This window comes from Streptomyces rubradiris, from assembly GCF_016860525.1.
Classification (GTDB): Bacteria; Actinomycetota; Actinomycetes; order Streptomycetales; family Streptomycetaceae; genus Streptomyces; species Streptomyces rubradiris.
The window spans coordinates 221,611-243,541 of the sequence record NZ_BNEA01000001.1 but is presented as its reverse complement, the minus strand read 5'-3'; the positions used below and the strand labels follow the sequence as shown (position 1 = coordinate 243,541).

Here is a 21,931-nt window from a genome sequence, read left to right as displayed (position 1 = left end):
GCTGCTCACAGCCCCTCCCCGACGAGGTGGCCGGCGTCGCAGCGCAGCGTGGTCCCGTGCACGGTCGCGGGGAGGGTGGTGCCGCAGGTCGGGCAGTACGTCCACTGCTGGACCATGACCGCGCCGTGCACCGGTGCGTGGCGGGGCCGGGCCGCCGCCAGGCGGACTGCCCAGCGGACGGCGGCGGTGGCGATGACGAGGGCTCCCATGAGGGAGGCGGCGCCGAGGGTGATCGCCGGGGTCACGACGCGCTCTCCTCGACCGGCTGGAGGGCGGCGAGCTGCGCGCGCAGCACCACGATCTCCTGCTCCTGCTGCATGTTGACCTTGTGCAGGGCGCGGACCTGCTCGTCCAGTGAGCGCCGGGCCCGCTCCAACAGGGCCAGCTGCTGCGCGACCCGGGCGCCACCCACCGCGGGCTGCACCGAGACGGGGGTGTCCGGGTGCTCGTCCTGGAGGTGCTGGAGCTGCGAGCGGAGGTCGTCCCGCTGAGCCTGGAACCGGGCGATCGTCGTGGCCTGCTGCTCGATCTTCGCCTCGGCCAGCTCCCGGCGGCCGGTCTCGACCTTCAACGCGCGCTGGATGTCGACGTACTTGGACTTGGCGACCAGCATCACTGGCCCTCCGTTCGCTGAGCAGGGATCAGGGGCCAGTCACCGCGCACGGTTTTTGCGCGGTCCTCTTTGCCGGGGGTGTTCCGGAAGTACTTGGCGAGCGATTCGGCCTGCTCGCGCGCCCACTCGACCTGCATCTCGTGCAGCTGGGCGAGGGTGGCGTTGCCGATCTTCGAGTGGACGTTGGCAATCCGCCACGCCACCCGGCACGCGGCCAGCGCATCCGCCGCCGCGTCATGCGCGCCGTCCAGCGGCACCTGGTAGTGGCGGCACAGGTCCGTCAGCGTCCGCTTCCCGCTCCGGTACGGGTCGACGTGCTTGTCCAGCACGAACGGGTCGACGACCCGCAGGTCCGGGCCCACGGTGTCAGCGAGCGGCTGGACGCCGTGCCGGCGTGCCTCCCGGTCCAGCATGGTCAGGTCGTAGGCCGCGTTCATGACGATGATCGGGATCCCGGACATGACCACCGCGGTCAGCGCGGTGACGACCTGCTCGACAACCTCGCCGGCCGGACGACCCTCGGCACGGGCTAGCTCGGTGGTGATGCCGTGCACCGCAGCGGCCTGCTCGGGGATCTCGACGCCGGGGTCGGCCATCCAGGTGGCGGATGCGACCGGCTGAGCGCCGCCGCACTGCACGACGCACGCGGTGACGATCCGGTCCCGGACCGGGCTCACGCCCGTGGTCTCCAGGTCGAAGCCGCAGAGGCGGCCGAGGTACCACGGCGGGGCCGCGGTGTGGTTCTGCTCCATGAGCTGTGGTCTCCTTGGGGTGGCCGCCCCGCACTGCCCGCGGGGCGGCCGATCTGTGTGCGGGCTAGAACGGCGGCGTGTCATCCCACGGATCGCCGAGGACCGGCTCTTTGCGGGCGGTGGGCGACTTCCAGGCCCACGCGGGCCGCGTGTCCCACGTGCCGGTGATGAAGGAGTCGATGAGGTCGTCCAGGTTCAGCCCGGCTTCATCGAGACCCCGCGCGAAGCGGGTCAGCCGACGGTGTTCGGGGCCATCGCCGTGCACCAGGGCCTCGGCCAGGTACTCGGCGAGCATCGTGCGGAGAGTGCCGAACGCTGCGCGGTAGGCGGTCACGTCGAGGGCTACGGTCTCGGTGCGCTCGCTCATGCCTGACCGCCGGGCTGCGCGACCTCGGGCCAGTTGCCGGAGCCGGCGGGCGGGGCATCGTCCCACAGGGCGTCGGCGGCGGCGTCGGCATCCGTCTCGACGTCGATGGCTTCCGGCTCACCGTCGGGCTGCTGCGGCGCGGGCGCCGGGACCGGGGCGGTGATGGCGGCCACCGACAACGGAGCCTTCTGCGGGACCAGCTCGCCGTGCACGAAGTCCCCCAGCTCCTCCGCGACGTACGGCATGCCGTGCAGAACATCGGAGGCGATGAGTCGGCAGATCTCACCGGTGGCGCGGGCGACGAGCATGGTGCGGGGCTGCTTCTTCCACTGGTCCTTGCCGAGCAGGCCCAGCCGCTGCGCGCGGGGGATGTCCCACTCGACTTCCTGCCAGGTGTCCTCGTCCTTGCGCAGGCCGCGCATCTTGCAGTACGTGTCGGTGGACTCCACGAGCTGGATCTTGTGACCGTGCGCCTGGACCAGGCCCCGCATGGCGTGCGCCCGCAGGGCCGGCGAGCCCTGGATGATGTCGATGCTCTTCAGGGTGGCCATCGGCTTGAGCCCCAGCTCGGAGCCGGCGAGGATCGCGGCGGCGATGTCGCCGGGCTTGCCGCGGAGGGAGGCGGGGACGAAGCTCGTGGCGGCGAGCTTGGTGGCCATGTCGTAGGCGAGGCTGGCTTCCTGCGCCCACGCCACGAGGGCGGTGGTTCCGGCGGTCGGCTCGGGCTGCGGAGCCTGCTGCTGGGCGACGGTCTGCTGCTCGTCGCGGGTGGCGACTTCGGTGCTCACTGGAGGTACTCCTCGGCTTGGCGGAGGGTGTCGTAGGAGGGCATGGAGATCGTGGGGATCTCGGTGACGGGGCCGGTCCAGTCGGGCCAGATCCCCGTGCGCTCGCAGTCCGCGTAGAGGCGGAGGGCGCGTTGGTTACGGGCGCGGCCTATGTCCCGGTCCTGTTGCGCGAGTTCGCGCACCGTGATCAGATACGGAGCCTGCTTCGACTGGAAGACGAAGACGAAGCGCATGTCCTCCGGGTCCAGGGCGGCCCAGATTCCGTCGGTGTAGAAGGCGTCCTGCTGGTGGTACGAGTGGTCGCGGATCGCGCGGGACACAGTGTCCGGGTCAGCCGACTTGATCGTCTTGTAGTCAGCCGCGAGGACCAGGCCCGGGAGCTCCTTGAGCCAATCCGGGCGGACCCGGCAGCGGATACCCGTCTCCCGGTCAGTCCAGAAGATCGACAGTTCCGCGCGGCCGGTGCCCGGGGTGAACAGCGGTCCAGCGATCGGGTGCTGTCGGATCGCCTCGGCCATCGCCTGCACCTGGTCGTGCTCCTTGGGGAGGAGCGGCACCAGACCGAGGGCGTACGCCTCGTCGCGCTGGTTCTGGGCGGCGGTTTTCTTGTAGTCCGGGAAGTCGATGATCCGGAACTCCGGGCCCTCGCCGAGGACCAGCTTGTGCGCGGCGTGCCCCAGGTCGAACTCCCGCTTCGGTGCCGGCGGGTTGTCCCGGTCGTACTTGAATTGGGCGGGGCAGCCGGGCGGCAGCAGGGCGCGCAGCCCGGACGAGGAGATGGACGTGCGGTCGGCGTGGTATTGCTCGGCGGTCAGGTCGTCCCGGATGACCGGGCCGGCGGCCGGGGCCTGAGCCCCGGCGTCGGTCGTAATGGTCACGCGTGGCCGTCCTTCCAGGTGAGGGTGTAGTAGCGGTCGTCCGCCGGCCCGTGCTCGGTGAGCTGGCCGTGCCGGGCGAGGTACTGGAGGTCGCGGCGGGCGGTGGTCCGGGACGGGCCCCAGCCGTGCGCCCGGTAGAGGGCCATGACCTCGCCGGTGCGGACCTCGTGGGGCTGCTGGCGGATGGTGTTGAGGAGGCGGGTGCGGCGCTGCTGGGCGGTGCTCACGCGGTACCTCCGGGGATCCAGCCGGGGTAGTCCCGGTCACACGAGCAGGCTTCGGGGTGGTCGCAGGCGAGCCGGGCGAACGACTCGTCGGCGGGGTCGAGCTGGTGTCGGGCTTCGGCGGCGATGCCCTCGGCGAGACGCTGCTCCCGCTGCCGGGCGACCAGCGCGGTGATCTCGGGCTGGAGCGCGGTCATCGGGCCGCCTCCTTGGTGACGTCGGTCAGTCCGACGTGCAGGTGGACCTCCCAGTCGTCCTCGGCGTAGGCGTACGCCTCCCAGTTGCCACGCCAGAAGCGCCAGCCGAGCGCGGTCCGTTCGCCGTCCTCGGGGTGGGTGGTGACCGTGTCGCAGCGGAACCGCCAGTCGTGCTGGGGGAACTCGGACTGCGCGTAGGTGTGGCCGGGCTGGAAGAAGGCCCGCGCGGCGTCACTGCGCTCGCCGTAGGTCAGACGGGTCAGCGCGTCCACCACGTCCTCGATGGCCCTGTTGTAGGCCACGTCATCCGGCTGACCGGTCGCATCCGTCAGCCGCTCGGCGACAGCCGCAGCCGTGGCGTCACGAAGCACCTCGACACGGTGCGCGCCGATCTCCAGCTTGGCCTTGTCCGGGGAGATACAGGCGCCAGTCAGGCGCTCATACAGCCAGTCGTGGGCGCTCATGCCGCGCTCCCTTCGCGCTGGGTGGGGACCTCGGCGGCCCGCAGCCGGAACCGGCCCAACACCCGGTTCACCTCGGTCAACTCCTCGTGCAGGCGACGCGCGTCCGTCATCGACACCTCGACCTGCGCCGTCTCCATCCCGGCCACGTCCTCGACCTGCTCCAGCGCCGCGTCCAGTTCCCCTTCGCGGGCAACGCCGGTCACGACGGCGGCGAGTTCGTCCAGCGCGTCGATCACGTCGTCCCGGGAGTCCGGGTCCGCCCAGTGCTGCACCAGCTGCATCAACGTGTCGGTGCGGATCTGGTCCAGGCGGAGCACACCGTGCAGGTGGTTCACGCCGAGCGAGAAGGACTGCTGCGGCTTCTTCGAGTGGTTCATCGGGCGGTCTCCTCGCCGGGTCCGGGTGCGGTGTTGTGGGCGTGCTGCGCCTCGGCGATCGCCCGCCAGGTAGCGCAGGTGTCCTCGACCTCGGCCAGCGCGTCCCGGGCCCCGCCGGTCTCCAACGCGCCAACGAGACCGTCCAGGAACTCCGCGAGGTCCTCGTCATCCATCAGCCGCGCCCACGGCATGGCCGGCGGGTACGAGGTGCGCTCGACCATCCCCTCCGCCGCCGCGCGAACCTCCGCGACCCACTCGGGCATCGGCAGCGGGTTCTCCCACCGGGTCGCCTGCTTCTCGGCCTTCTCGCAGAGATCGAGCACCGCGTCCAGGCAGCGGGAGAGGTAGGTCAGCTCCTCCGCGATCGTCGGCTCCGCACCGACGTACCGCGCGCGCTCCTTCTCCAGCTCCGCGATCCGGTCCCGATGCTCACGCAGCGACTCGGCCGCCTCGGACAGCGCCTCGTTCGTCGCGTGCCGCTCCGCCTCCAACTCGGCGACCCTGGCACGAAGCCCCTCGGCCTCAGCCTCAGACGACAAGGCACGGCCGTGCATCTTGTTGTAGACGGACCACAGGACGGGACTTTCGTCACCTGCCGCGTAGCGCTTCACCTCGGCGCTCATCGCGTTGACCTGCTCGTCGGCCTTCCGAAGGCCCTCCCTGTACCGTTCGCGCGCGGCCACCAACTCGGTCTGCAACCGCTGGCACTCGGCCGTCAGATCCGCCACGTGCCGCTTGTTGCCCTTCGCGACGGCCGTCAACGTGTCGACCCGATCGCAGAACTCGTCCCGCTGCGACCGCATCTCACGCCGCCCGCGCTGCGCCGACTTCAACGCCAGCCGCAACCGCGCCGTCTCCAACTCCTCCTCGTACAAGGAGAGACTCACGCCGGTGAGTTCTTCGTGCGCCTCGTCCAACCGGCCCTGGAGGTCAGTCGCAGACTCCGGCGACATCAGCAGGCCCGCCGACTCCAGCGCCAGCGCGATCCCCGTGGCGGTCTGCTTCTGCTGCATCGCGGCGAGAATGACCCCGGCCGCGGAGTTCACCGAGCGGGTGTTCATGCCGCCACCCCCGGGATGAACTCGGCGTGCACCTGCTCGATCGCGGTCAAGTACAGCTCCCGCTTCCACGGCTCCCACGCCGCCCAGTCCGGGCCGTACATCTCCAGGAACTCCTGGTCCACCTCCGCGAGGCGGGCCTCCTCCAGGTCCTCCGCACGGACCATCCGCAGCGCACTCATGCCGCCACCTCGTTCGCGTCCGCAGCCGCCTCCAGCACCGCCACGACCGACTCGACGGTCCGGCCCTCGACGTCGCCCCAGTTCGCGACGTGCGTCTCCAGCCAGAACGGCTCGTCGTTCCACGCCGGCTCGCCGTCCACCACCAGCCGGTCCGCCAGCGTCTTCACGGCGGCCTCGGCGAGCGGCGTCTCCCGGTGCGGGCTGCCCGACACGACGCAGCGGATCGCCGCGACGATCGACAGCGGACGGTTGGCGTGCGAGGTCTTCGACACGCGGTCGAACGGGTCCGGGCAGTAGTCGCCCTGGTGGTGGCCGTTCGCCACGATCAGCCGGGCCGCCGCCCGGAACACCGCCGGGACGGTCGTCGGCCGCGCCTGCGGCGACTGGTGCAGCGGGAGAACCCTGCTGCGGATCTGCAATGATGTGGTCACGGTGACCTCTGCTTTCTGGTTGGTAGGGGCGCCGAGTCGGGGGTCGCCGGGCCTGCAAGCGGGCGGCCCTTCGGCGCGTCAGGGGTAGATCAGGCGGCGACAGCGGCCCGCGAACGGGCAGTCGGCTGGCGGCGGGACCGCGGCATCGAGCGACCCTGACGCGGGTCGCCGGCGCTGCGGATGGTGTGGATGGCGGCGCGCTGCTCGCGGTTCGTGACGATCAGCCCGCGCTTTCCGTTCCGGCCGCACAGGTGCGGGTTCTTCTTCAGGAGACGGCGGAGCCAGTTGGTGCTGGCGCGCAGCACGTAGGCCGTCTCCTGCACGGTCATGTACTCCTGGTCCGGGTCCGCCGGCGGTTGCGGCCGGTGGTACCAGCTCTTGTCCGTGGGCACGGGTCATTCCCTTTCGGCAGGGTGAGGAGGGTCCTCGGTGGGGCGAGGAGGCGTGAGCCGTAGGCGTGCATCGGTCGCGTTGAGGGCTTCGCGGAGGCGCCGGTACGTCTGGGGGCCCATGTGTCTGCGGGTGCCGGTTTCGAGGTGGCTGACGTAGCGGGGGGTTATGCCCGCACGTTTGGCCAACTCGGTCTGAGTCAGGCCCGCTTGCATGCGCTCCTCGCGGATCGCGTCCCCGTTGACCTCGTAGGTCAGCGGTTGGTGCATGCCTTGAGATTAACCTTGGTTGACCCTGGTTGTCTACCCCTGCGCGGACTAGATTGACCTTGGATGACCTTTAGGGAGAGCGTAACTGGCCGTGTATGACCCTCCACGCACCAGTCTCGGTTGATTACCTGGTTGGAACTGGATGGAACTGGATGGACCTGAGAACATGTCGACATGGCCACCCCCGATCTCGACCGCCTCGCGGAGCGCGTGAAGATGCACCGCCTGGAGCAGTACTCATCGCGCGACGCCGCCGCAGCAGCAGCCGGCATCTCCCGCAACACCTGGAAACGGGTCGAAGAGGGGCAGGAGGTGTATGAGTCCACCTACGTCAAGGTCGACAAGGCGCTCGGTTGGGCAACCGGTAGCTGCATCGCCATCATCGAAGGCGGCGATCCCGTCTTCGCCGACAGCCCGACAACGTCGTCACCGGACCCCGCGCCGGGGATGACCGAGAAGCAGGCGCGCGACATGGCGTGGGATACAGCGAGGGCGACCCTGCCGACTGCCCCGGTTGGTGAGCTTGACGCTTTTGTGAACGAGCTTGTGGAGAACCTGCGAAGAGCCGGAATCGTGACCGACGGCCCCTGACTAGGGCAGTTCTCTCGTACAACCTTTCCCCCGTAGCCGAATCGTGACCTCCAAACGCTGATGAAACCTCAACAACCCCCTCCCGCTCACACGTTCGGCATGCGAGGCTGACAGCACCCACCCGCGGAGGTCCCAAGCGACAAAGGGGGACCGGTGAGTAATGTCATCTATCTCGATCTTGGGCCGAACAGCTTCGGCTACCCGACCCAAGTAGCAGGAGAGAAGGTGTGCGTCCTGTCCTCCAGGACTGTCGAAGACCGTGCCATTCAGGGGCGCGTGAGGCTGTTCATGAAGGCGCAGGGCCGGGACTGCGAATCCTGCGGCGGCTGCCCGATAGGTCAGGCATCGTAGGGGTCAGTCCAGCGGAGGCGGTGGCGGCAGGGGTGCCCGCCACGCCCCCAACTCACCAATCATTGGGGGGTACATATGCCCAGTGTGGAAGTGCGCGGCAACTCGATTCGCGTCAAGTGGTGGAATGGCGAATACAAGCTCGACGCCGACGGGAAGCCAACCAAGAAAAAGCTGTACGACTCCGCCTCCGGGCCCGAGCCGGGCACCCCGTTCAAAGACGAGGAAGAGGCCCACAACTACGGCCTGGACCGCGAGTATGAGGTCCGGCACGGCAAGCACATCCCGCGAGCGTCCAGCAAGACGCCGATGGATGAGTACGCGTGGACCTGGTACAAGGCTGCTGACCTGCGGCCACGGTCCCTCGAAGTCTACAAGTCGATGATCAAGACGGTCATTGCTCCCGACTGGCAAGGACGACCCGTCGGAGAGATCACACCCATCGAATACGACCGCTGGAAAAAAAACATTGAGCAGCGGTACTCCGACAACTACGCCTCTCAGCTCTGCGGTCTCTTCCGCACGATGATGGTCGACGCGATGACCAAGTACAGATTGCGCACCGACTTGCCTATCGTCACGCAGAGCCGACGGGGTAAGTACACGAAGAAGAAGATCCGGCGCGAGAAGAAACACCTGCCCATCGAGCCCATCCACCAACTCGCCGTCAACGCCCACACCGTGTGGGGATATACCGGTTGGGCGTACATCTGGACAATCGCCTTCACCGGCATGCGCCCACCCGGCGAAATGCGCGGTCTCCAGCGCGGCTACGCCTCCCCGCACTGGCCAGCCTCCGACCCCGATGAGGAACAGCGGTCAGAGGCCCTGGGTAGGTACGGTGACAGCCTCCACGCACTGCGAGTCCAGTACCAGGTGTACCGCGTCGCGGGAAAGCCGATGCTGGCCGGCCCGAAGTACGAGTCGCATCGCACGCTGGTGATCCCGCCCTTCCTCCACCGCATGCACGAGGCCGTGCTGGCGAGCCACAACGAGCCCTTCGTCTTCACATCGATGACGGGGCGCCTGCTGATGGGTGCGAACTTCAACCGGGAGTACTGGTACCCGATCCGCGACGGGGCCGAGGAACGGACTGGGCGCTACGCACGACCGAAGGTGCCGGCCGTGCCTGAGATGGCCGGGCAGGACATCTACCGTCTGCGGCACTGGCACAGGGCGTTGCTGGACGAGCCCGGCGCCGATATCCCGAGGGTGGCCAAGGAAGGTCGCATGGGCCACGAGTTGCCCGGGATGGAGGGTGCCTACAGCGAGGTGACGCTGGCGATGGAGGAGCGGATCGTGCAGTACCTGCAAGAGGTGTGGGAGAAGCGGATCGTTGCGGCGGGGCTCTGGGTGCCACCGTTCCCCATCCGTCTCCCATCGGCGGACGGTGATGTGGAGTCTTCGCTGTTCAGCGCGTTGCCGGTGCTTGATGGATAATCATGCAGGGCATGGTGTCCCGGACGGCCCGGTTCCGCCAAGATCACCGAGCGTGTCGGCCGGCCCGCGCTCCGGTCACTTCCCGCAGAACGCCGACTCCAGCGCCCCGGCCAGGGTGTTGAGCACCTCGGTGTTGTTCGAGGTGTTCGCCATGGCCGTGAGGGTCCGTTCGCCGTCCTTCGTGCCGAACGAGTAGGTGTAGTAGCCCTGTACCGCGCCCGTGTGCCCGTACACCGACACCCCGCAGGACAGGTCGCGCCGCCGCAGCCCGAGGCCGTACGCCGTCGTGCTGCTCACCTTGGTGAACCGCTCCATGTCGGCGAGCCGCGCCGCGGACAGCAGCCGGCCCCCCAGCAGCGCGCCGTAGAAGACGTCGAGGTCCCGGGCGCTGGAGATGAGTGCCCCGGCGCTCTGCGCCCAGGACACGGTCTGGGCGGTAGCGTCGACCAGCGGGGCGCCCGCGCGGTCCGGGGTCAGGTACCCGCGGGTGTGCCGGCCCGGGATCGCGGTGTCCGGGTGGACGTAGAAGGTGTCGGTCAGCTTCAGCGGCTGGATGATCCGGTCCCGGTAGGCGGTCCGCACCGGCTTGCCGGTGAGCTTCTCGACGAGCAGCCCGGCGACGACGAAGTTGGTGTTGGAGTAGGAGTAGGCGGCGCCGGGCGCGTTGGTGCGGGGCTTCTTCAGGGAGAGGGCGACCAACTGCCGGTAGGTGAAGACCTTTTCGCGGACCGCCTCGAAGCCGGAGACGCTCGCGGCGAACATGTCGTCACTGTAGTCGTACAGTCCGCTGCGGTGGCTCAGCAGATGGCGGACGGTGATCCGGTCGTCCGGCAGCAGGCCCGGCAGGTAGCGGTTGACCGGCGCGTCCAGCGCGAGCCGGTGTTCGTCGACGAGTTGGAGCAGCACCACCGTCGTGAAGGTCTTGGTGACGCTGCCGATCCGGAACCGGTCACCGGTGCTGATGGCCCGTCCGGTGACGCGGTCGGCGACGCCGCGGGTGACCCGGTGGGTCCGGCCGTGGTCGTCGATCCGGGCCAGCGCTCCCGGCGCCCCCTGGGCCACCACTGAGCGCAACACCGTTGCCAGACCAGCGGTGTTCGGCGCCGGCAGCGCCGCCGTTGCCGGGCCGCGCGGCGCCGCCGCTGCCAGCCGTGCCGCCGCCGTCGCCGCCTCCCGTGCCGCCGTCGCCGCTGCCTGCCGTCCCCCCGCCGCGGGAGTCGCCGCTGCCTGCCGTGCCGCCGCCTGGGTGTCCGGCGTTCCCGTCGCCGCCCGCGCCGGGACCGCGAGCAGCGACAGCGCGACCGCGCCGAGTACCCCTGCCCGCCCCACAGTTGCTGAGACCATCCCCTGCCCACTTCCGTCCGGTCGGTTCCTGATGCGATATCGGTCACATTCCGCCCTGGGAACCTAGGGGATGAGAACCCCGTCTCCCCGGTCGACACACGATGGGTCATGCGGTGATCACTCTGTGGCTGTCCTGTGTAAAGGATTGCCATAGAAGTGCGCGAAATGGATCATTCCGGCTTTACGTGTCCATGACTGATCGGCAAGGGTTACCCCGGGGCCAGACCAGCCCCCGTGGCGCCCGACCGCGCCATGTCTCAAGGCGGTTGACGACCTCGGCCGCCTGCGTACGAAGGAACCCTGATCAGATTGCGTAGACCGCACATACGCACCGTGGCGGTCGCCGTCGCGGTGGCGACGGCTGCCACGGGCCTGGCCGGTACGGCCTTCGCGGGTCCCGGCACGGGGGAGCGGCACGCCGCCTCGGCCTCCTCGAACGCCGCGGTGGTGGTGGAGGCCGCGCGCACCGCGGCCTTCGCGCACGCCTCGGCGACCGGCGTCACCAAGGGCGACCAACTGCACGCCCAGGACGTCATGCTCGACCCCGAGGGCGCGCGGCACGTCCGCTTCGTCCGCACCCACAACGGCCTGCCGGTGCTCGGCGGCGACCTCGTCGTCCACCTCGACGGCAAACTCGGCTACGCCGGGGTGACCCGCGCGGCCGGCCACACGGTCAAGCCCGCCGCCAAGGCCAGGCTGACGCCCGCCCAGGCCGCCGCCGCGGCGGCCAAGGCCGCGAAGGGCGACGCGGGCGGCGCCCAGCTCGTGGTGGACGCCCGGGCCGGCGCCTCCGCGCTCGCCTACCAGGTCACCGTCACCGACCAGGACACCGCCCGCACGGTCGTCGTCGACGCGGTCACCGGCAAGGTGCGCAGCAACACGCCCACCCGGGACGAGTTCCTGTCGCCGAAGCTGCTCGACGCCCTGCGCGAGCGCGGTGAGACCCTCGACCCGGCCACCGGCACCGCCCCCGCCGCGGCCGCCTCCGGCCTGGCCGGCTCCGGCGCCACCGGCGCCACGCGCTACCCGTCGGCCGCCAAGGGCACCGGCAAGACCCTCTTCGTGGGCAACGTCGGCCTCACCACCACGCAGACCTCGCGCGGTCACTACCAGCTCAAGGACCCGAACCGGTACGGCACCGAGACCCGGGACGCCAAGGGCTCGTACACCGAGAAGTTCAGCGCCGGCGCCAAGTTCACCAACACCACCAACGTGTGGGGCAACGGCAAGACCAGCAGCCGGGCCACGGTCGCCGCCGACGCCCAGTACGGCGTCACCAAGACGCTGGACTTCTACAAGTCCACGTTCCAGCGCAAGGGCATCCGCAACAACAGCAAGGCCGCCCAGGCGATGGTCCACTGGGGCAAGAAGGTCGCCAACGCCTTCTGGGACCCCACCTGCAACTGCATGCTGTACGGCGACGGCGACGGCCAGATGTTCAAGAAGCCGCTCGTCGTCCTCGACGTCACGGGTCACGAGCTCACCCACGGCGTGGTGGAGGCGACCGCCAACCTCCAGCCGACCTTCGTCGACGCCGACGGCAACCAGTACGGCGAGCCCGGCTCGCTGAACGAGTCGCTCGCGGACATCTTCGGCTCGAACGTCGAGTTCTACGCCAAGAACGCGAAGGACACCCCGGACTACCTGGTCGGCGAGAAGCTGGGCCTCGCGCAGAAGTTCCTGCGCCGCCTGGACCACCCGTCGCTGGACAAGCTCGAGGGCACCATCGACTACTGGTCGCCGGACACCTACTACACCGAGGTACACGCCGGTTCCGGTGTCTCCTCGCACGCCTACTACCTGCTCGCCGAGGGCAGCGGCAAGAAGAAGATCGGCGGCGTCACCTACAACTCGCCGACCTACCGCAACCTCCAGGTCAAGGGCATCGGCCGGGCCAAGGCGACCGCCATCTACTACCGGGCGCTCACCCGCTACATGGTCTCCAGCACCGACTTCCACCAGGCGCGCACCGCGACGCTGAAGGCGGCCAAGGACCTGTACGGCGCGAACAGCACCGAGTACAAGACGGTCGACAAGTCGTGGGCCGCGGTGAACGTCACCGCCGCCAACACCCCGCGCGCCCGCCACTGACGGACGACGCCGGACCTCTCAGCACCACCGGATGCCCCGCCCCGCGCGGGGCATCCGGCCGTTCGTTCCCTTGGCGAGGGCGGACCGGCCGTCCGCCCGGGTCCGCTCCGGCGCACCGCGGTACCCGGGCCCGGATCGGGCACCATGATCGTGAGGGCACGGCGACACGCTCGTGCGCGCGGGACGACGAGGAGGCCCACGGATGACACGCCCGATCACGGCAGGTGTGGACGGTACGCAGGAGAGTCTTGCCGCGCTGGACTGGGCGGCCAGGGAGGCGGTGCGCCGGGGACTGCCGCTGCGCGTGGTGCACGCCTGGCGGTACGCCGAGGCGCTGGCCGCGGCCGACCGGGACACCCAGCACGGGTGGGCCGCCCAGGGCGCGGAGGGAGCGGTGCGCTCCGTCGCCGAGCGGCACCCGGGGCTCGCGGTGACCACCGACCTGGTGGAGGGCGGGGCCGCGGACGCGCTGGCCGAGGCCGCGGCCGGGGCCGAGATGCTGGTGCTCGGCTCGCGCGGGCACGGGCCCGTCGTCGGGTTCCTGCTCGGCTCGGTGGGGCAGCAGGTGATCGCCGAGGCCACCCGGCCCGTGGTGCTGGTGCGGGCCGGGGACGAACCGGCGGCGGAGGCGGCCGGCCGGGACGTGGTGGTCGGCCAGCAGGGCGGCCCCGAGGACAGCGCGGCGGCGCTGCGGTTCGCGTTCGAGGCGGCGGCGGCCCGGGGCGCCGCCGTGCGGGTGGTGCGGGCCTGGACCCTGCCGCCGGTCTTCGCCTACAGCCCGGGTTCGCTGCGGCTGCTGGACGAGGCGGGCGGACTCGAACCGTACGAGAAGCAGGCGCTGGCCGACGCCGTGCGGCCCTGGCGGGAGCGGTTCCCCGAGGTGCCCGTCGCCGAACACGTCGAGATGGGCAGCGCCGGGCAGGTGCTGCTGGCGGCGGCGGACCGGGCCCAGCTGATGGTCGTCGGCCGCCGGGCGCACCGTACGGCCGTCGGCGCCCGGATCGGCTCGGTGGCGCACGGGGTGCTGCACCACGCGGGCTGCCCGGTGGCCGTGGTCCCGCACGACTGACCTACTCGGGCTCGGCCGGCTCCAGCGTGGCGCGGGCCCGGGGCAGGACGTTCTCGATGTAGTCCTTGACGGCGGTGTCCAGCCCGATGTCGTGCTGGGCGCGCTCGGACAGGTACCAGCGGTGTTCGAGCAGCTGGTGGTAGATCTCCGCGGGGTCCATCGTGCCGCGCAGCTCCGGCGGGACGGCGCGCACGGTGGGCCGGAACACGTCCCGGACCCAGCGGTGGGCGAGTACCTCCGGCCGGGCCGCGAGGGGATCATCGGGGGCGTAGTCGTCCTGGGTGGCCATCCAGCTCTCCAGGTCGCTCAGCAGCCGCCGCGCCTGGTTCTCCTCGGTGTCCAGCCCGGTCAGCCGCAGCAGCTGCCGCTGGTGATGGCCGGCGTCCACGACCTTCGGCACGAAGGTGACCGTGTCGCCGCCCGAGGAGTGCTCGATCTGCATCTCGGCCACGTCGAAACCGAGGTCGTTCAGCCGGCGGATCCGGCGCTCGATGTAGTGGTACTTGCCCGCCGGGTACACCGAGGTGCGGGTCAGTTCCCGCCACAGCCCCTGGTAGCGGGTGCAGATCTCGTGGCCGAACTCCACCGGGTCCACCGACGGGTGCAGCGCGCCGGACGCCTCCAGGTCCAGCAGCTCGCCGCTGATGTTCACGCGGGCGAGGTCCAGGTCGTAGTCCCGCTGCCCGGGGCTGAGCCGCGGGTGCAGCTCGCCGGTCTCGGCGTCGACCAGGTAGGCCGCGTAGGCGCCCGCGTCGCGCCGGAACAGGGTGTTGGACAGCGAACAGTCGCCCCAGGCGAACCCGGCCAGGTGGAGGCGGACCAGCAGCACGGCGAGGGCGTCCATCAGCCGGTGCATGGTCGCCGGGCGCATGGTCGTCTCGAACATCGACCGGTACGGCATCGAGCCGCGCAGGTGCCGGGTGATCAGGACCGGTTCCAGCGGGGCGCCCGAGCGGTCGGTGCGGCCGGTGACCACGGCGAGCGCGTCGACGGCCGGGATGCCGAGCCGGTCGAGGTCGCGCAGCAGCCCGTACTCGCGCAGCGCGGGCCGCTCGGCCAGCTCCTTCACGGCGATCACCTCGTCACCGGCGTGCGCGTAGCGCACCACGTGCCGGGAGATGCCGCGCGGGAGCGGCACGAGGTACTCCTCGGGCCACTCCTCCAGCGGGGTGTCCCAGGGCAGGGCGAGCAGGAGTGCGGGGTGCTCCGGGTTCGTGGCGCTGATCTGCAAGGCCATGACACGAACCCTAAGGCCCCGCACGGGTGTTGCAGGAGGCCGCGTCAGGGGGTGCCGGGGACCCGTCCCGAGGGCGTTCCCAGGGCACCCTCCCGAGGGCTCAGGGGCTCAGGGATGTGCTCCGCCCGCGCGGGTTCTCCGGGCTGCCCGCTCCCGGGCCTGTTCGGCCGCCGCGCGCACCGGGCCCCGGTGCACCGGCCCGTGGCCCGGCAGCAGGACGTCCCCGTCGAGCGCGCCGATCACGTCCAAGGAGGTCACGACCCGGGCGCGTTCGTGGTGGAAGAAGTCGGGCAGGATCTGCGGGCCCTTGATCCGCGCGGTGGCGTGCCCGCTGACCAGCGCGTCCCCGGAGATGACGATGCCCGCCCGGGGCAGGTGGTAGACGCAGTGGCCGTCGGTGTGGCCGGGCGTGTGCACGGGCACGGGACGGCCGGGCAGGTCCAGCGGGGCGCCGTCGGCCGCCGGGAACGGCTCGGGCGCGGTGACCGGGTGCTGTTCGGTGCCGCCGGCCTTGATCACGTGCACCGCCCAGGGCAGGACCCCGGGCCGCCAGGCGTTGCGTATGACGTCGCCGATGGTGGCCTGCTGGAGGAAGTCCCGCCGCGCGTGCGGCACTTCGGCCGGGTGCAGGTACACCGGCGTGCCGTGGGCCGCGCGCAGGTACTCGGCCGAGCCCAGGTGGTCGTTGTGCGCGTGGGTGATCAGTACGGCGGTGACCGCCTCCGGGGAGGCGCCCACCTCCGCGAGCGATTCCAGCAGCGCCGGGCGGTCGCCCGGATAGCCGGTGTCCACGAGGGTGACGGCGTCGCCCTCCTTCAGGATCACCCAGTTGACGTTGTTGCCGTGAACCAGGTAAGTGCCGTCGGCGACTTGGCGTACATCTGCCCGCATGTTCTCCCCGCGCCCCTGTGATCGTCGGTGGAAGGACAGCCAATCAGACGGGCCGCCTCCCCGCGCAAGGGCGGGGTCGGCCGGTCACCGTACGCCGTGTGGCCGGAACTGGACGCTGATGCGCGGTCCGGTGGCCCGGCCGGTCTTGGGGACGCAGTGCTCCCAGGTGCGCTGGCACGAGCCGCCCATCACGATCAGGTCGCCGTGCCCGAGCGGCCGGCGCACCGTCGGGCCGCCGCCGCCCGCCGGGCGCAGCAGCAGGTCGCGGGGCGCGCCGACGGAGAGGATCGCGACCATGGTGTCCTCGCGGGCGCCCCGTCCGATGCGGTCCCCGTGCCAGGCTACGCTGTCCCGGCCGTCCCGGTAGTAGCACAGCCCGGCGGTCGTGAACGGCTCGCCGAGCTCCTCGGCGTAGTGCCGGGAGAGCACGGCGCGGGCCTCGTCCAGCACCGGGTGGGGGAGCGGGTCGCCCTCGCCGTAGTGGGCCAGCAGCCGGGGTACGGCGACGACGTTGTCGTACATCTTCCGGCGCTCCGCCCGCCACGGCACCTCGGCCGCGAGCCGTTCGAACAGCGCGTCGGCGCCGCTCAGCCAGCCCGGCAGGACGTCGATCCAGGCCCCCGCGCCCAGCCCGGTCCGGCGCAGCGCGTCCAGCGGGCCGAGCCGCAGCTCGTCGGTCTGGTCGAACAGGGAGCCCTGGAGGTGCGTGGCCATGGGGCCAGCCTACTCCGGGAATCGAAAATGCGTTCAATTTGATCACCGGCGGCGTTCGGACCCTTTCGATACACGGATGTATTCGATACATTCGCGTATCGAACGAGAGGACGGTCGGATGGAACCGGCGGAACGGTCGCCCGCGCGTGTCACCCGGCGCCGGGCACACACCCGGGCCCGGCTGCTCGACGCCGCGTTCGCCGTGTTCGCGGCGAAGGGGTTCGGGCGGGTCACCATCGAGGAGGTCTGCGAGGCGGCCGGATTCAGCCGGGGCGCCTTCTACTCCAACTTCGCCACCCTGGACGAGCTGTTCTTCGCCCTCTACCGGGAGCGCGCGGACCTGATCGCCGGCCAGGTCGCCGACGCGCTCGCCCAGGACGGGCCGGACCTGGACGTCCCCGCCTCCGTGGACCGGGTCACCGAGGTGCTGCTGCTCGACGTGGACTGGCTGCTGGTGAAGACCGACTTCCTGGTGCATGCCGCCCGGGACCCGGCCGTCGCCCGCACCCTGCTCGACCACCGGGCCCGGCTCCGCGCGGCCATCGCCGACCGGCTCGCCCGGGCCCGGGGGCACACCGCGCTGCCCGCCGTCCTCGGTGACGCGGACGCCGCCGCGCGCGCCGTGGTCGCCGCCTACGACGGCGTCACCACCCAGCTGCTGCTGGACCGGGACGTCGAGGCCGCCCGGGCCTGGCTGGCCCGGCTGCTCACCGCGCTGCTGACGGACGGCAGCCGCATCCCGGCGTGACGCCGGAACGAGCCCGCCGACGAGCACCCCGCCCGCCGCGTGCACCCCGACGAGCCCCCTCGCTGCCCGCCGCACAGCACTCCCGAGTCCCGAGCCCCCGACGGCCACCCCGAGGAAAGGACACACACCATGGACGCGGACGTCATCGTCGTCGGAGCGGGCCTCGCCGGGCTCGTCGCCGCGCACGAACTCACCAGCCGGGGCCGCCGGGTGGCCCTGGTCGACCAGGAGAACGCCGCCAACCTCGGCGGCCAGGCGTTCTGGTCCTTCGGCGGCCTCTTCCTCGTCGGCTCGCCCGAGCAGCGCCGGCTCGGCATCAAGGACTCCTTCGGCCTCGCCTGGAGCGACTGGCAGGGCAGCGCGCGCTTCGACCGGCTCGCGGACGAGGACTCCTGGGCGGTGCGCTGGGCCCGCGCGTACGTCGAGTGGGCGGCGGGGGAGAAGCGGTCCTGGCTCGCCGGGCACGGCATCGAGCTGCTGCCCACCGTCGGCTGGGCCGAGCGCGGCGACCTGCGGGCCGACGGGCACGGCAACTCCGTGCCCCGCTTCCACATCGCCTGGGGCACCGGCACCGGCGTGGTCGAACCCTTCGTCCGCTCCGCCCGGCAGGCCGCCCGGGACGGCCTGCTGACCTTCCACCACCGCCACCGGGTGGACGAACTGGTCGTCGAGGGCGGCACGGCACGCGGGGTGCGCGGCACGGTCCTCACCCCCGACGACTCCCCGCGCGGCGTCGCCTCCGGCCGCGACCGCGCCGGCGACTTCGAACTGACCGCCCAGGCCGTCGTCGTGACCACCGGCGGCATCGGCGCGGACCACGACATCGTCCGCCGCTACTGGCCCGAGCGGCTCGGCACGCCCCCCGCCCGGATGGTCACCGGCGTCCCGGCCTACGTCGACGGCCGCATGCTCGACATCAGCGCCGAGGCCGGCGTACGGCTCGTCAACCGCGACCGCATGTGGCACTACACCGAGGGCCTGCACAACTGGGACCCGATCTGGCCCGGCCACGGCATCCGCATCCTGCCCGGACCGTCGTCCGTCTGGCTCGACGCCCTCGGCCGCCGCCTGCCCGACCCCTGCCTGCCCGGCTACGACACGCTCAGCACCCTGAAGTACCTGCGCACCACCGAGGACATCGCCGGCTACGACCACTCCTGGTTCATCCTCACCCGGAAGATCATCGAGAAGGAGTTCGCGCTCTCCGGCTCCGAGCAGAACCCCGACATCACCGCCAAGGACCGCAGGGCCGTGCTGCGCGACCGGCTGCTCGGCAAGGGCGCCCCGGGACCCGTGCGCGCCTTCCTGGACAAGGGCGAGGACTTCGTCACCGCGGACAGCCTGGAACGGCTGGTGGAGAAGATGAACGGCCTGACCGGCGAGCGACTGCTGGACGCCGCCGAGGTGCGCCGCCAGATCGAGGCCCGGGACGCGCAGATCGCCAACCCCTACAGCAAGGACGCCCAGGTCCAGGGCATCCGCAACGCCCGCCGCTACATCGGCGACCGGCTCGGCCGGGTCGCCGCCCCGCACCGCGTCCTCGATCCGGCCGCGGGCCCCCTCATCGGCGTCCGGCTGCACGTGCTGACCCGCAAGACCCTCGGCGGCATCCAGACCGACCTGGACTCCCGGGCCCTCGGCACCGACGGCACCCCCATCGAGGGGCTGTACGCGGCGGGCGAGGTCGCCGGGTTCGGCGGCGGCGGGGTGCACGGCTACAACGCCCTGGAGGGCACCTTCCTCGGCGGCTGCCTGTTCTCCGGCCGGGCGGCGGGCCGGCACGCGGCCCGGCACACGGGCTGAGCTTCGGCTCACCGGCTGAACCCCGGCACACGGGCTGAACTTCGGCGGCAGGCGCGGACCGCGGCTCAGCCCCGGAGCAGCTCCAGCAGGACCCGCGCGTGGCTCTCCTCCGGCCGCTTCGACGCCGTCAGGAGGGTCACGGGCCCGTTGCCGGCCGACGCGCGCAGGCCGTCGAGCAGCCGGGCGGCCTCCGGCGCGTCCAGCTCCGCCTCGTAGCGGCGGCGGAACTCCTCGTACGACCCCTCGCCCGCGTGGTACCACTCGCGCAGCTCCGCCGACGGCGTCAGCCCCTTCGGCCACTCGTCCACGTGCGCCTCGTCCTTGGCGAGGCCGCGCGGCCACAGCCGGTCCACCAGCACGCGCAGACCGTCGTCGGGCTCGGGCGGTTCGTAGATCCGGCGCAGGCGCACGCTCACGGCACGGGGCTCCTTCCGGGACGGGGACGGTGCCGCGAGCGTACTGCGTGCCCCGCCGCCCACCGGGCGGCGACGCGACGCGACTCGACCGGAGGAAACCGGAAGAAGGGCGGATCGGGGGCGGCGACCCGCCTACGCTGACGGCCAGTCGATCACCGGCCACTGACCGAGGAGCGCATGTGACGCCACCGCGCAGACAGCCCGTCCGCCGCCGTACCGCCGTCCTCGCCACCGTCCCCGTCGCCCTGGCCGCGCTCCTCGCCACCACCGGGGCCGCGGCCCCGCTGGTGGCGAGGAGCACGGCACCCGGCACCACCGGCTCGCCGGGCGCGGGCGACCCGTACTTCCCGCTCAGCGGCAACGGCGGCTACGACGTGCGCCACTACGACCTGACGCTCCGTTACGACCCGGCCGGCCGGCGCCTCGACGGCACCGCGGTCCTCACCGCCCGCGCCACCCGGCGGCTGACCCGCTTCGACCTCGACCTGTCCGGGCTGACCGTCACCCGGGTCACGGTCGACGGCCGGACCGCCCGCTTCGCCCGCGACGGACGGGAACTCGTCGTCACCCCGCCCGCCGCGCGGGCGAAGGGCCGCGACTTCCGGGTCGCCGTCACCTACCACGGCACGCCCGAGCCGGTCACCGACCCCGACGGCTCACCGGACGGCTGGATCCCCACCGACGACGGCGCGTTCGTCGCCGGCCAACCCCAGGGCGCCATGACCTGGTTCCCGGCGAACGGCCACCCGAAGGACAAGGCGTCGTACGACTTCACGCTCACCGTGCCGCGGGGCCACACCGCCGTCGCCAACGGCGTCCTCCTCGGGCAGCGCACCGCCCACGGCAGGACCACCTTCCGCTGGCGCCAGACCGAGCCGATGGCCGCCTACCTGGCCACCGCCACCATCGGCAGGTTCCGCACCGAGCGGTACACCACCCGTGACGGCATCCAGGTGTTCAACGCCGTGGACCCCCGCGAGGCGCGCGCCGCCGCGCCCGTGCTGAAGAAGCTGCCGTCCGTGCTGGAGTGGGAGAGCCGGCTCTTCGGACCGTACCCGTTCCGGGCCGCCGGTTCCCTCGTCGATCACGCCCCGGACGTCGGCTACGCCCTGGAGACCCAGACCCGCCCGGTCTACGACTCCGCGCCCGACCTCGGCACCCTCGTCCACGAGAGCGCCCACCAGTGGTTCGGAGACTCCGTCTCCCTCACCGCCTGGCGGGACATCTGGCTGAACGAGGGCTTCGCCACCTACGCCGAGTGGCTCCACTCCGAGCAGCACGGCGGCCCGAGCGCCCAGCAAACCTTCGACGCCCGCTACGCCCGCCCCGCCGGCGACGCCCTGTGGGCCTACCCGCCCGGCGACCCCGGCAGCGGCGAGCACCTGTTCGGCACGCCCGTCTACGAGCGCGGCGCCATGGCCCTGCACGCGCTGCGGCGGGCCGTCGGCGACCGGGACTTCTTCCGCATCCTGCGCGCCTGGGCGGACGGGCGCCGCGGCGGACACGGCACCACCGCCCAGTTCGTCACGCTGGCCGAGCGGATCTCGGGCAAGCGGCTGGCGGGGCTGTTCCGCACCTGGCTGTACGCGCCGGGCAAGCCGGACCGCGCCTGACATCCGGACCGGTGCCCGCTCCACCGCCCCCGGCGGGGGCCGGGCGGCGAGCCCCGGGAACCGGAGCGGAGCGCCGCCGTCCGATTTCCGGCGCGCGGCCGGGGTACTCCGGTCGCGTCGCGTACGCGCAGCACAGGGAGGTCAAGCCATGAGCGCACCGGACGACCTGCCGGTCGTGACCACGCTCGCCGACGCGGCCGGTCTGGTGCGACGCCACCAGGGACTGTACGTGCGGTGGTCCAAGGGGCCCGGCACCGATCTCCACAAGGTGTCCAGCACCGACGAGCTGACCGGCGTGTCCATGCCCGGGCTGTCCGCCAACCCGCTCGACGTGGAGCAGTGGTGGGACGGCCGGTCGGTCGAGCTGTGGGTGGCCCGTCGGCTCTACGACTACGCGCACCTGCCGCACGACAAGGGGCCCGGCGTGCGGCCCTGGGTCCTGAGGGGCCGGGAGACCGGCCGGGGCCCCGACAACGAGCCGCTCGTGGCCGACGTCGAGCCGCTGTGCTGGATCGCCGAGAACGTGATCGAGGAGGCCCGGGACGAGGTGACCCGCCAGGAGCGGGAGTGGGGGACCCTGCGCCGCAAGGGCGGCTGAGCCGCGCGGCGGGGACCCCGTGCCGGGAGGGCCGCCGT

At 71.7% G+C, this 21,931-nt stretch carries 28 protein-coding genes; 8 read left to right on the top strand and 20 right to left on the bottom strand.

The window, feature by feature from the left end; genetic code table 11:
- Nucleotides 1-5: 5 nt before the first annotated feature.
- The 15 genes from Srubr_RS01040 to Srubr_RS00970 all read right to left on the bottom strand — a co-directional run bounded on the left by Srubr_RS01040 (nt 6) and on the right by Srubr_RS00970 (nt 6,990).
- Complete coding sequence (locus Srubr_RS01040) at nt 6-245, bottom strand: hypothetical protein (RefSeq protein ID WP_189999657.1); 240 nt, start codon at nt 243-245, stop codon at nt 6-8.
- Complete coding sequence (locus tag Srubr_RS01035) at nt 242-613, bottom strand: hypothetical protein (RefSeq protein ID WP_189999656.1); 372 nt, start codon at nt 611-613, stop codon at nt 242-244. The genes Srubr_RS01040 and Srubr_RS01035 overlap by 4 nt, the downstream gene beginning before the upstream one ends.
- Nucleotides 613-1,365 (bottom strand): exonuclease domain-containing protein, encoded by a 753-nt coding sequence (locus Srubr_RS01030; protein ID WP_189999655.1) that lies wholly within the window; start codon nt 1,363-1,365, stop codon nt 613-615. The genes Srubr_RS01035 and Srubr_RS01030 overlap by 1 nt, the downstream gene beginning before the upstream one ends.
- A 64-nt stretch (nt 1,366-1,429) precedes the next feature.
- Entirely contained in the window at nt 1,430-1,732 is a 303-nt protein-coding gene (locus Srubr_RS01025) for a hypothetical protein (protein ID WP_189999654.1), read from the bottom strand.
- The gene (locus Srubr_RS01020) at nt 1,729-2,520 is read right to left on the bottom strand and encodes a hypothetical protein (RefSeq protein WP_189999653.1); all 792 of its coding nucleotides are present in this window, start codon (nt 2,518-2,520) and stop codon (nt 1,729-1,731) included. The genes Srubr_RS01025 and Srubr_RS01020 overlap by 4 nt, the downstream gene beginning before the upstream one ends.
- A complete protein-coding gene (locus Srubr_RS01015) occupies nt 2,517-3,398 on the bottom strand; it encodes a PD-(D/E)XK nuclease-like domain-containing protein (protein ID WP_189999652.1) in 882 nt (293 codons plus the stop codon). The genes Srubr_RS01020 and Srubr_RS01015 overlap by 4 nt, the downstream gene beginning before the upstream one ends.
- Nucleotides 3,395-3,625 (bottom strand): DeoR family transcriptional regulator, encoded by a 231-nt coding sequence (locus Srubr_RS01010; protein WP_189999651.1) that lies wholly within the window; start codon nt 3,623-3,625, stop codon nt 3,395-3,397. Before Srubr_RS01010 ends, Srubr_RS01015 begins: the two co-directional genes overlap by 4 nt.
- Nucleotides 3,622-3,819 carry a hypothetical protein gene (locus Srubr_RS01005; protein ID WP_189999650.1) on the bottom strand — a complete coding sequence of 66 codons (198 nt, stop codon included), beginning with the start codon at nt 3,817-3,819 and terminating at the stop codon, nt 3,622-3,624. The genes Srubr_RS01010 and Srubr_RS01005 overlap by 4 nt, the downstream gene beginning before the upstream one ends.
- Nucleotides 3,816-4,283 carry a hypothetical protein gene (locus Srubr_RS01000; protein ID WP_189999649.1) on the bottom strand — a complete coding sequence of 156 codons (468 nt, stop codon included), beginning with the start codon at nt 4,281-4,283 and terminating at the stop codon, nt 3,816-3,818. The genes Srubr_RS01005 and Srubr_RS01000 overlap by 4 nt, the downstream gene beginning before the upstream one ends.
- Entirely contained in the window at nt 4,280-4,660 is a 381-nt protein-coding gene (locus Srubr_RS00995) for a hypothetical protein (RefSeq protein ID WP_189999648.1), read from the bottom strand. The genes Srubr_RS01000 and Srubr_RS00995 overlap by 4 nt, the downstream gene beginning before the upstream one ends.
- Nucleotides 4,657-5,721, bottom strand: a complete 1,065-nt coding sequence (locus Srubr_RS00990; RefSeq protein WP_189999647.1) for a hypothetical protein — start codon at nt 5,719-5,721, stop codon at nt 4,657-4,659. Before Srubr_RS00990 ends, Srubr_RS00995 begins: the two co-directional genes overlap by 4 nt.
- Nucleotides 5,718-5,900, bottom strand: a complete 183-nt coding sequence (locus Srubr_RS00985; protein ID WP_189999646.1) for a hypothetical protein — start codon at nt 5,898-5,900, stop codon at nt 5,718-5,720. The genes Srubr_RS00990 and Srubr_RS00985 overlap by 4 nt, the downstream gene beginning before the upstream one ends.
- On the bottom strand, nt 5,897-6,331 hold the full coding sequence (locus tag Srubr_RS00980; RefSeq protein WP_189999645.1) for a DUF6197 family protein: 435 nt from the start codon (nt 6,329-6,331) through the stop codon (nt 5,897-5,899). The genes Srubr_RS00985 and Srubr_RS00980 overlap by 4 nt, the downstream gene beginning before the upstream one ends.
- An 89-nt stretch (nt 6,332-6,420) precedes the next feature.
- Nucleotides 6,421-6,723, bottom strand: a complete 303-nt coding sequence (locus tag Srubr_RS00975) for a DNA-binding protein (protein ID WP_189999644.1) — start codon at nt 6,721-6,723, stop codon at nt 6,421-6,423.
- Nucleotides 6,724-6,726: 3 nt separating this feature from the next.
- A complete protein-coding gene (locus Srubr_RS00970; RefSeq protein WP_189999643.1) occupies nt 6,727-6,990 on the bottom strand; it encodes a helix-turn-helix domain-containing protein in 264 nt (87 codons plus the stop codon).
- 174 nt (nt 6,991-7,164) lie between these two features.
- Here Srubr_RS00970 and Srubr_RS00965 point away from each other — a divergent pair, with 174 nt between their 5' ends.
- Together Srubr_RS00965 and Srubr_RS00960 are read left to right on the top strand one after the other, a co-directional pair.
- Nucleotides 7,165-7,581: a helix-turn-helix domain-containing protein gene (locus Srubr_RS00965; protein ID WP_189999642.1), complete on the top strand. Its 417-nt coding sequence runs from the start codon at nt 7,165-7,167 to the stop codon at nt 7,579-7,581.
- Nucleotides 7,582-8,007: 426 nt separating this feature from the next.
- A complete protein-coding gene (locus tag Srubr_RS00960; protein WP_203854903.1) occupies nt 8,008-9,369 on the top strand; it encodes a tyrosine-type recombinase/integrase in 1,362 nt (453 codons plus the stop codon).
- 75 nt (nt 9,370-9,444) lie between these two features.
- Here Srubr_RS00960 and Srubr_RS00955 read toward each other — a convergent pair whose 3' ends face one another.
- Nucleotides 9,445-10,713 (bottom strand): serine hydrolase domain-containing protein, encoded by a 1,269-nt coding sequence (locus tag Srubr_RS00955; protein ID WP_229927017.1) that lies wholly within the window; start codon nt 10,711-10,713, stop codon nt 9,445-9,447.
- 309 nt (nt 10,714-11,022) lie between these two features.
- On the opposite strand from Srubr_RS00955, the gene Srubr_RS00950 reads away from it, so the two are divergent.
- Entirely contained in the window at nt 11,023-12,804 is a 1,782-nt protein-coding gene (locus Srubr_RS00950; RefSeq protein ID WP_189999859.1) for a M4 family metallopeptidase, read from the top strand.
- A 202-nt stretch (nt 12,805-13,006) separates the two neighbouring features.
- Entirely contained in the window at nt 13,007-13,873 is an 867-nt protein-coding gene (locus Srubr_RS00945; RefSeq protein ID WP_189999858.1) for a universal stress protein, read from the top strand.
- A gap of 1 nt (nt 13,874) precedes the next feature.
- Here Srubr_RS00945 and Srubr_RS00940 read toward each other — a convergent pair whose 3' ends face one another.
- The 3 genes from Srubr_RS00940 to Srubr_RS00930 all read right to left on the bottom strand — a co-directional run bounded on the left by Srubr_RS00940 (nt 13,875) and on the right by Srubr_RS00930 (nt 16,715).
- On the bottom strand, nt 13,875-15,110 hold the full coding sequence (locus Srubr_RS00940; RefSeq protein ID WP_189999857.1) for a DUF4032 domain-containing protein: 1,236 nt from the start codon (nt 15,108-15,110) through the stop codon (nt 13,875-13,877).
- Between the two features lie 108 nt (nt 15,111-15,218).
- Nucleotides 15,219-16,001: an MBL fold metallo-hydrolase gene (locus Srubr_RS00935; RefSeq protein ID WP_189999856.1), complete on the bottom strand. Its 783-nt coding sequence runs from the start codon at nt 15,999-16,001 to the stop codon at nt 15,219-15,221.
- A gap of 84 nt (nt 16,002-16,085) precedes the next feature.
- Nucleotides 16,086-16,715 (bottom strand): alpha-ketoglutarate-dependent dioxygenase AlkB, encoded by a 630-nt coding sequence (locus tag Srubr_RS00930; protein ID WP_189999855.1) that lies wholly within the window; start codon nt 16,713-16,715, stop codon nt 16,086-16,088.
- A 118-nt stretch (nt 16,716-16,833) separates the two neighbouring features.
- Here Srubr_RS00930 and Srubr_RS00925 point away from each other — a divergent pair, with 118 nt between their 5' ends.
- Nucleotides 16,834-17,463, top strand: coding sequence for a TetR/AcrR family transcriptional regulator (locus Srubr_RS00925; RefSeq protein ID WP_189999854.1), 630 nt, complete (start codon nt 16,834-16,836; stop codon nt 17,461-17,463).
- A gap of 129 nt (nt 17,464-17,592) precedes the next feature.
- On the top strand, nt 17,593-19,266 hold the full coding sequence (locus Srubr_RS00920; protein ID WP_189999853.1) for an FAD-binding dehydrogenase: 1,674 nt from the start codon (nt 17,593-17,595) through the stop codon (nt 19,264-19,266).
- A 65-nt stretch (nt 19,267-19,331) separates the two neighbouring features.
- On the opposite strand, the gene Srubr_RS00915 is transcribed toward Srubr_RS00920, so the two are convergent.
- On the bottom strand, nt 19,332-19,682 hold the full coding sequence (locus Srubr_RS00915; protein WP_189999852.1) for a DUF488 domain-containing protein: 351 nt from the start codon (nt 19,680-19,682) through the stop codon (nt 19,332-19,334).
- A gap of 179 nt (nt 19,683-19,861) precedes the next feature.
- On the opposite strand from Srubr_RS00915, the gene Srubr_RS00910 reads away from it, so the two are divergent.
- Both Srubr_RS00910 and Srubr_RS00905 read left to right on the top strand, forming a co-directional pair.
- Nucleotides 19,862-21,295 carry a M1 family metallopeptidase gene (locus Srubr_RS00910; RefSeq protein WP_189999851.1) on the top strand — a complete coding sequence of 478 codons (1,434 nt, stop codon included), beginning with the start codon at nt 19,862-19,864 and terminating at the stop codon, nt 21,293-21,295.
- Between the two features lie 148 nt (nt 21,296-21,443).
- Nucleotides 21,444-21,893 carry a DUF6098 family protein gene (locus Srubr_RS00905; protein ID WP_189999850.1) on the top strand — a complete coding sequence of 150 codons (450 nt, stop codon included), beginning with the start codon at nt 21,444-21,446 and terminating at the stop codon, nt 21,891-21,893.
- Nucleotides 21,894-21,931 lie beyond the last annotated feature (38 nt).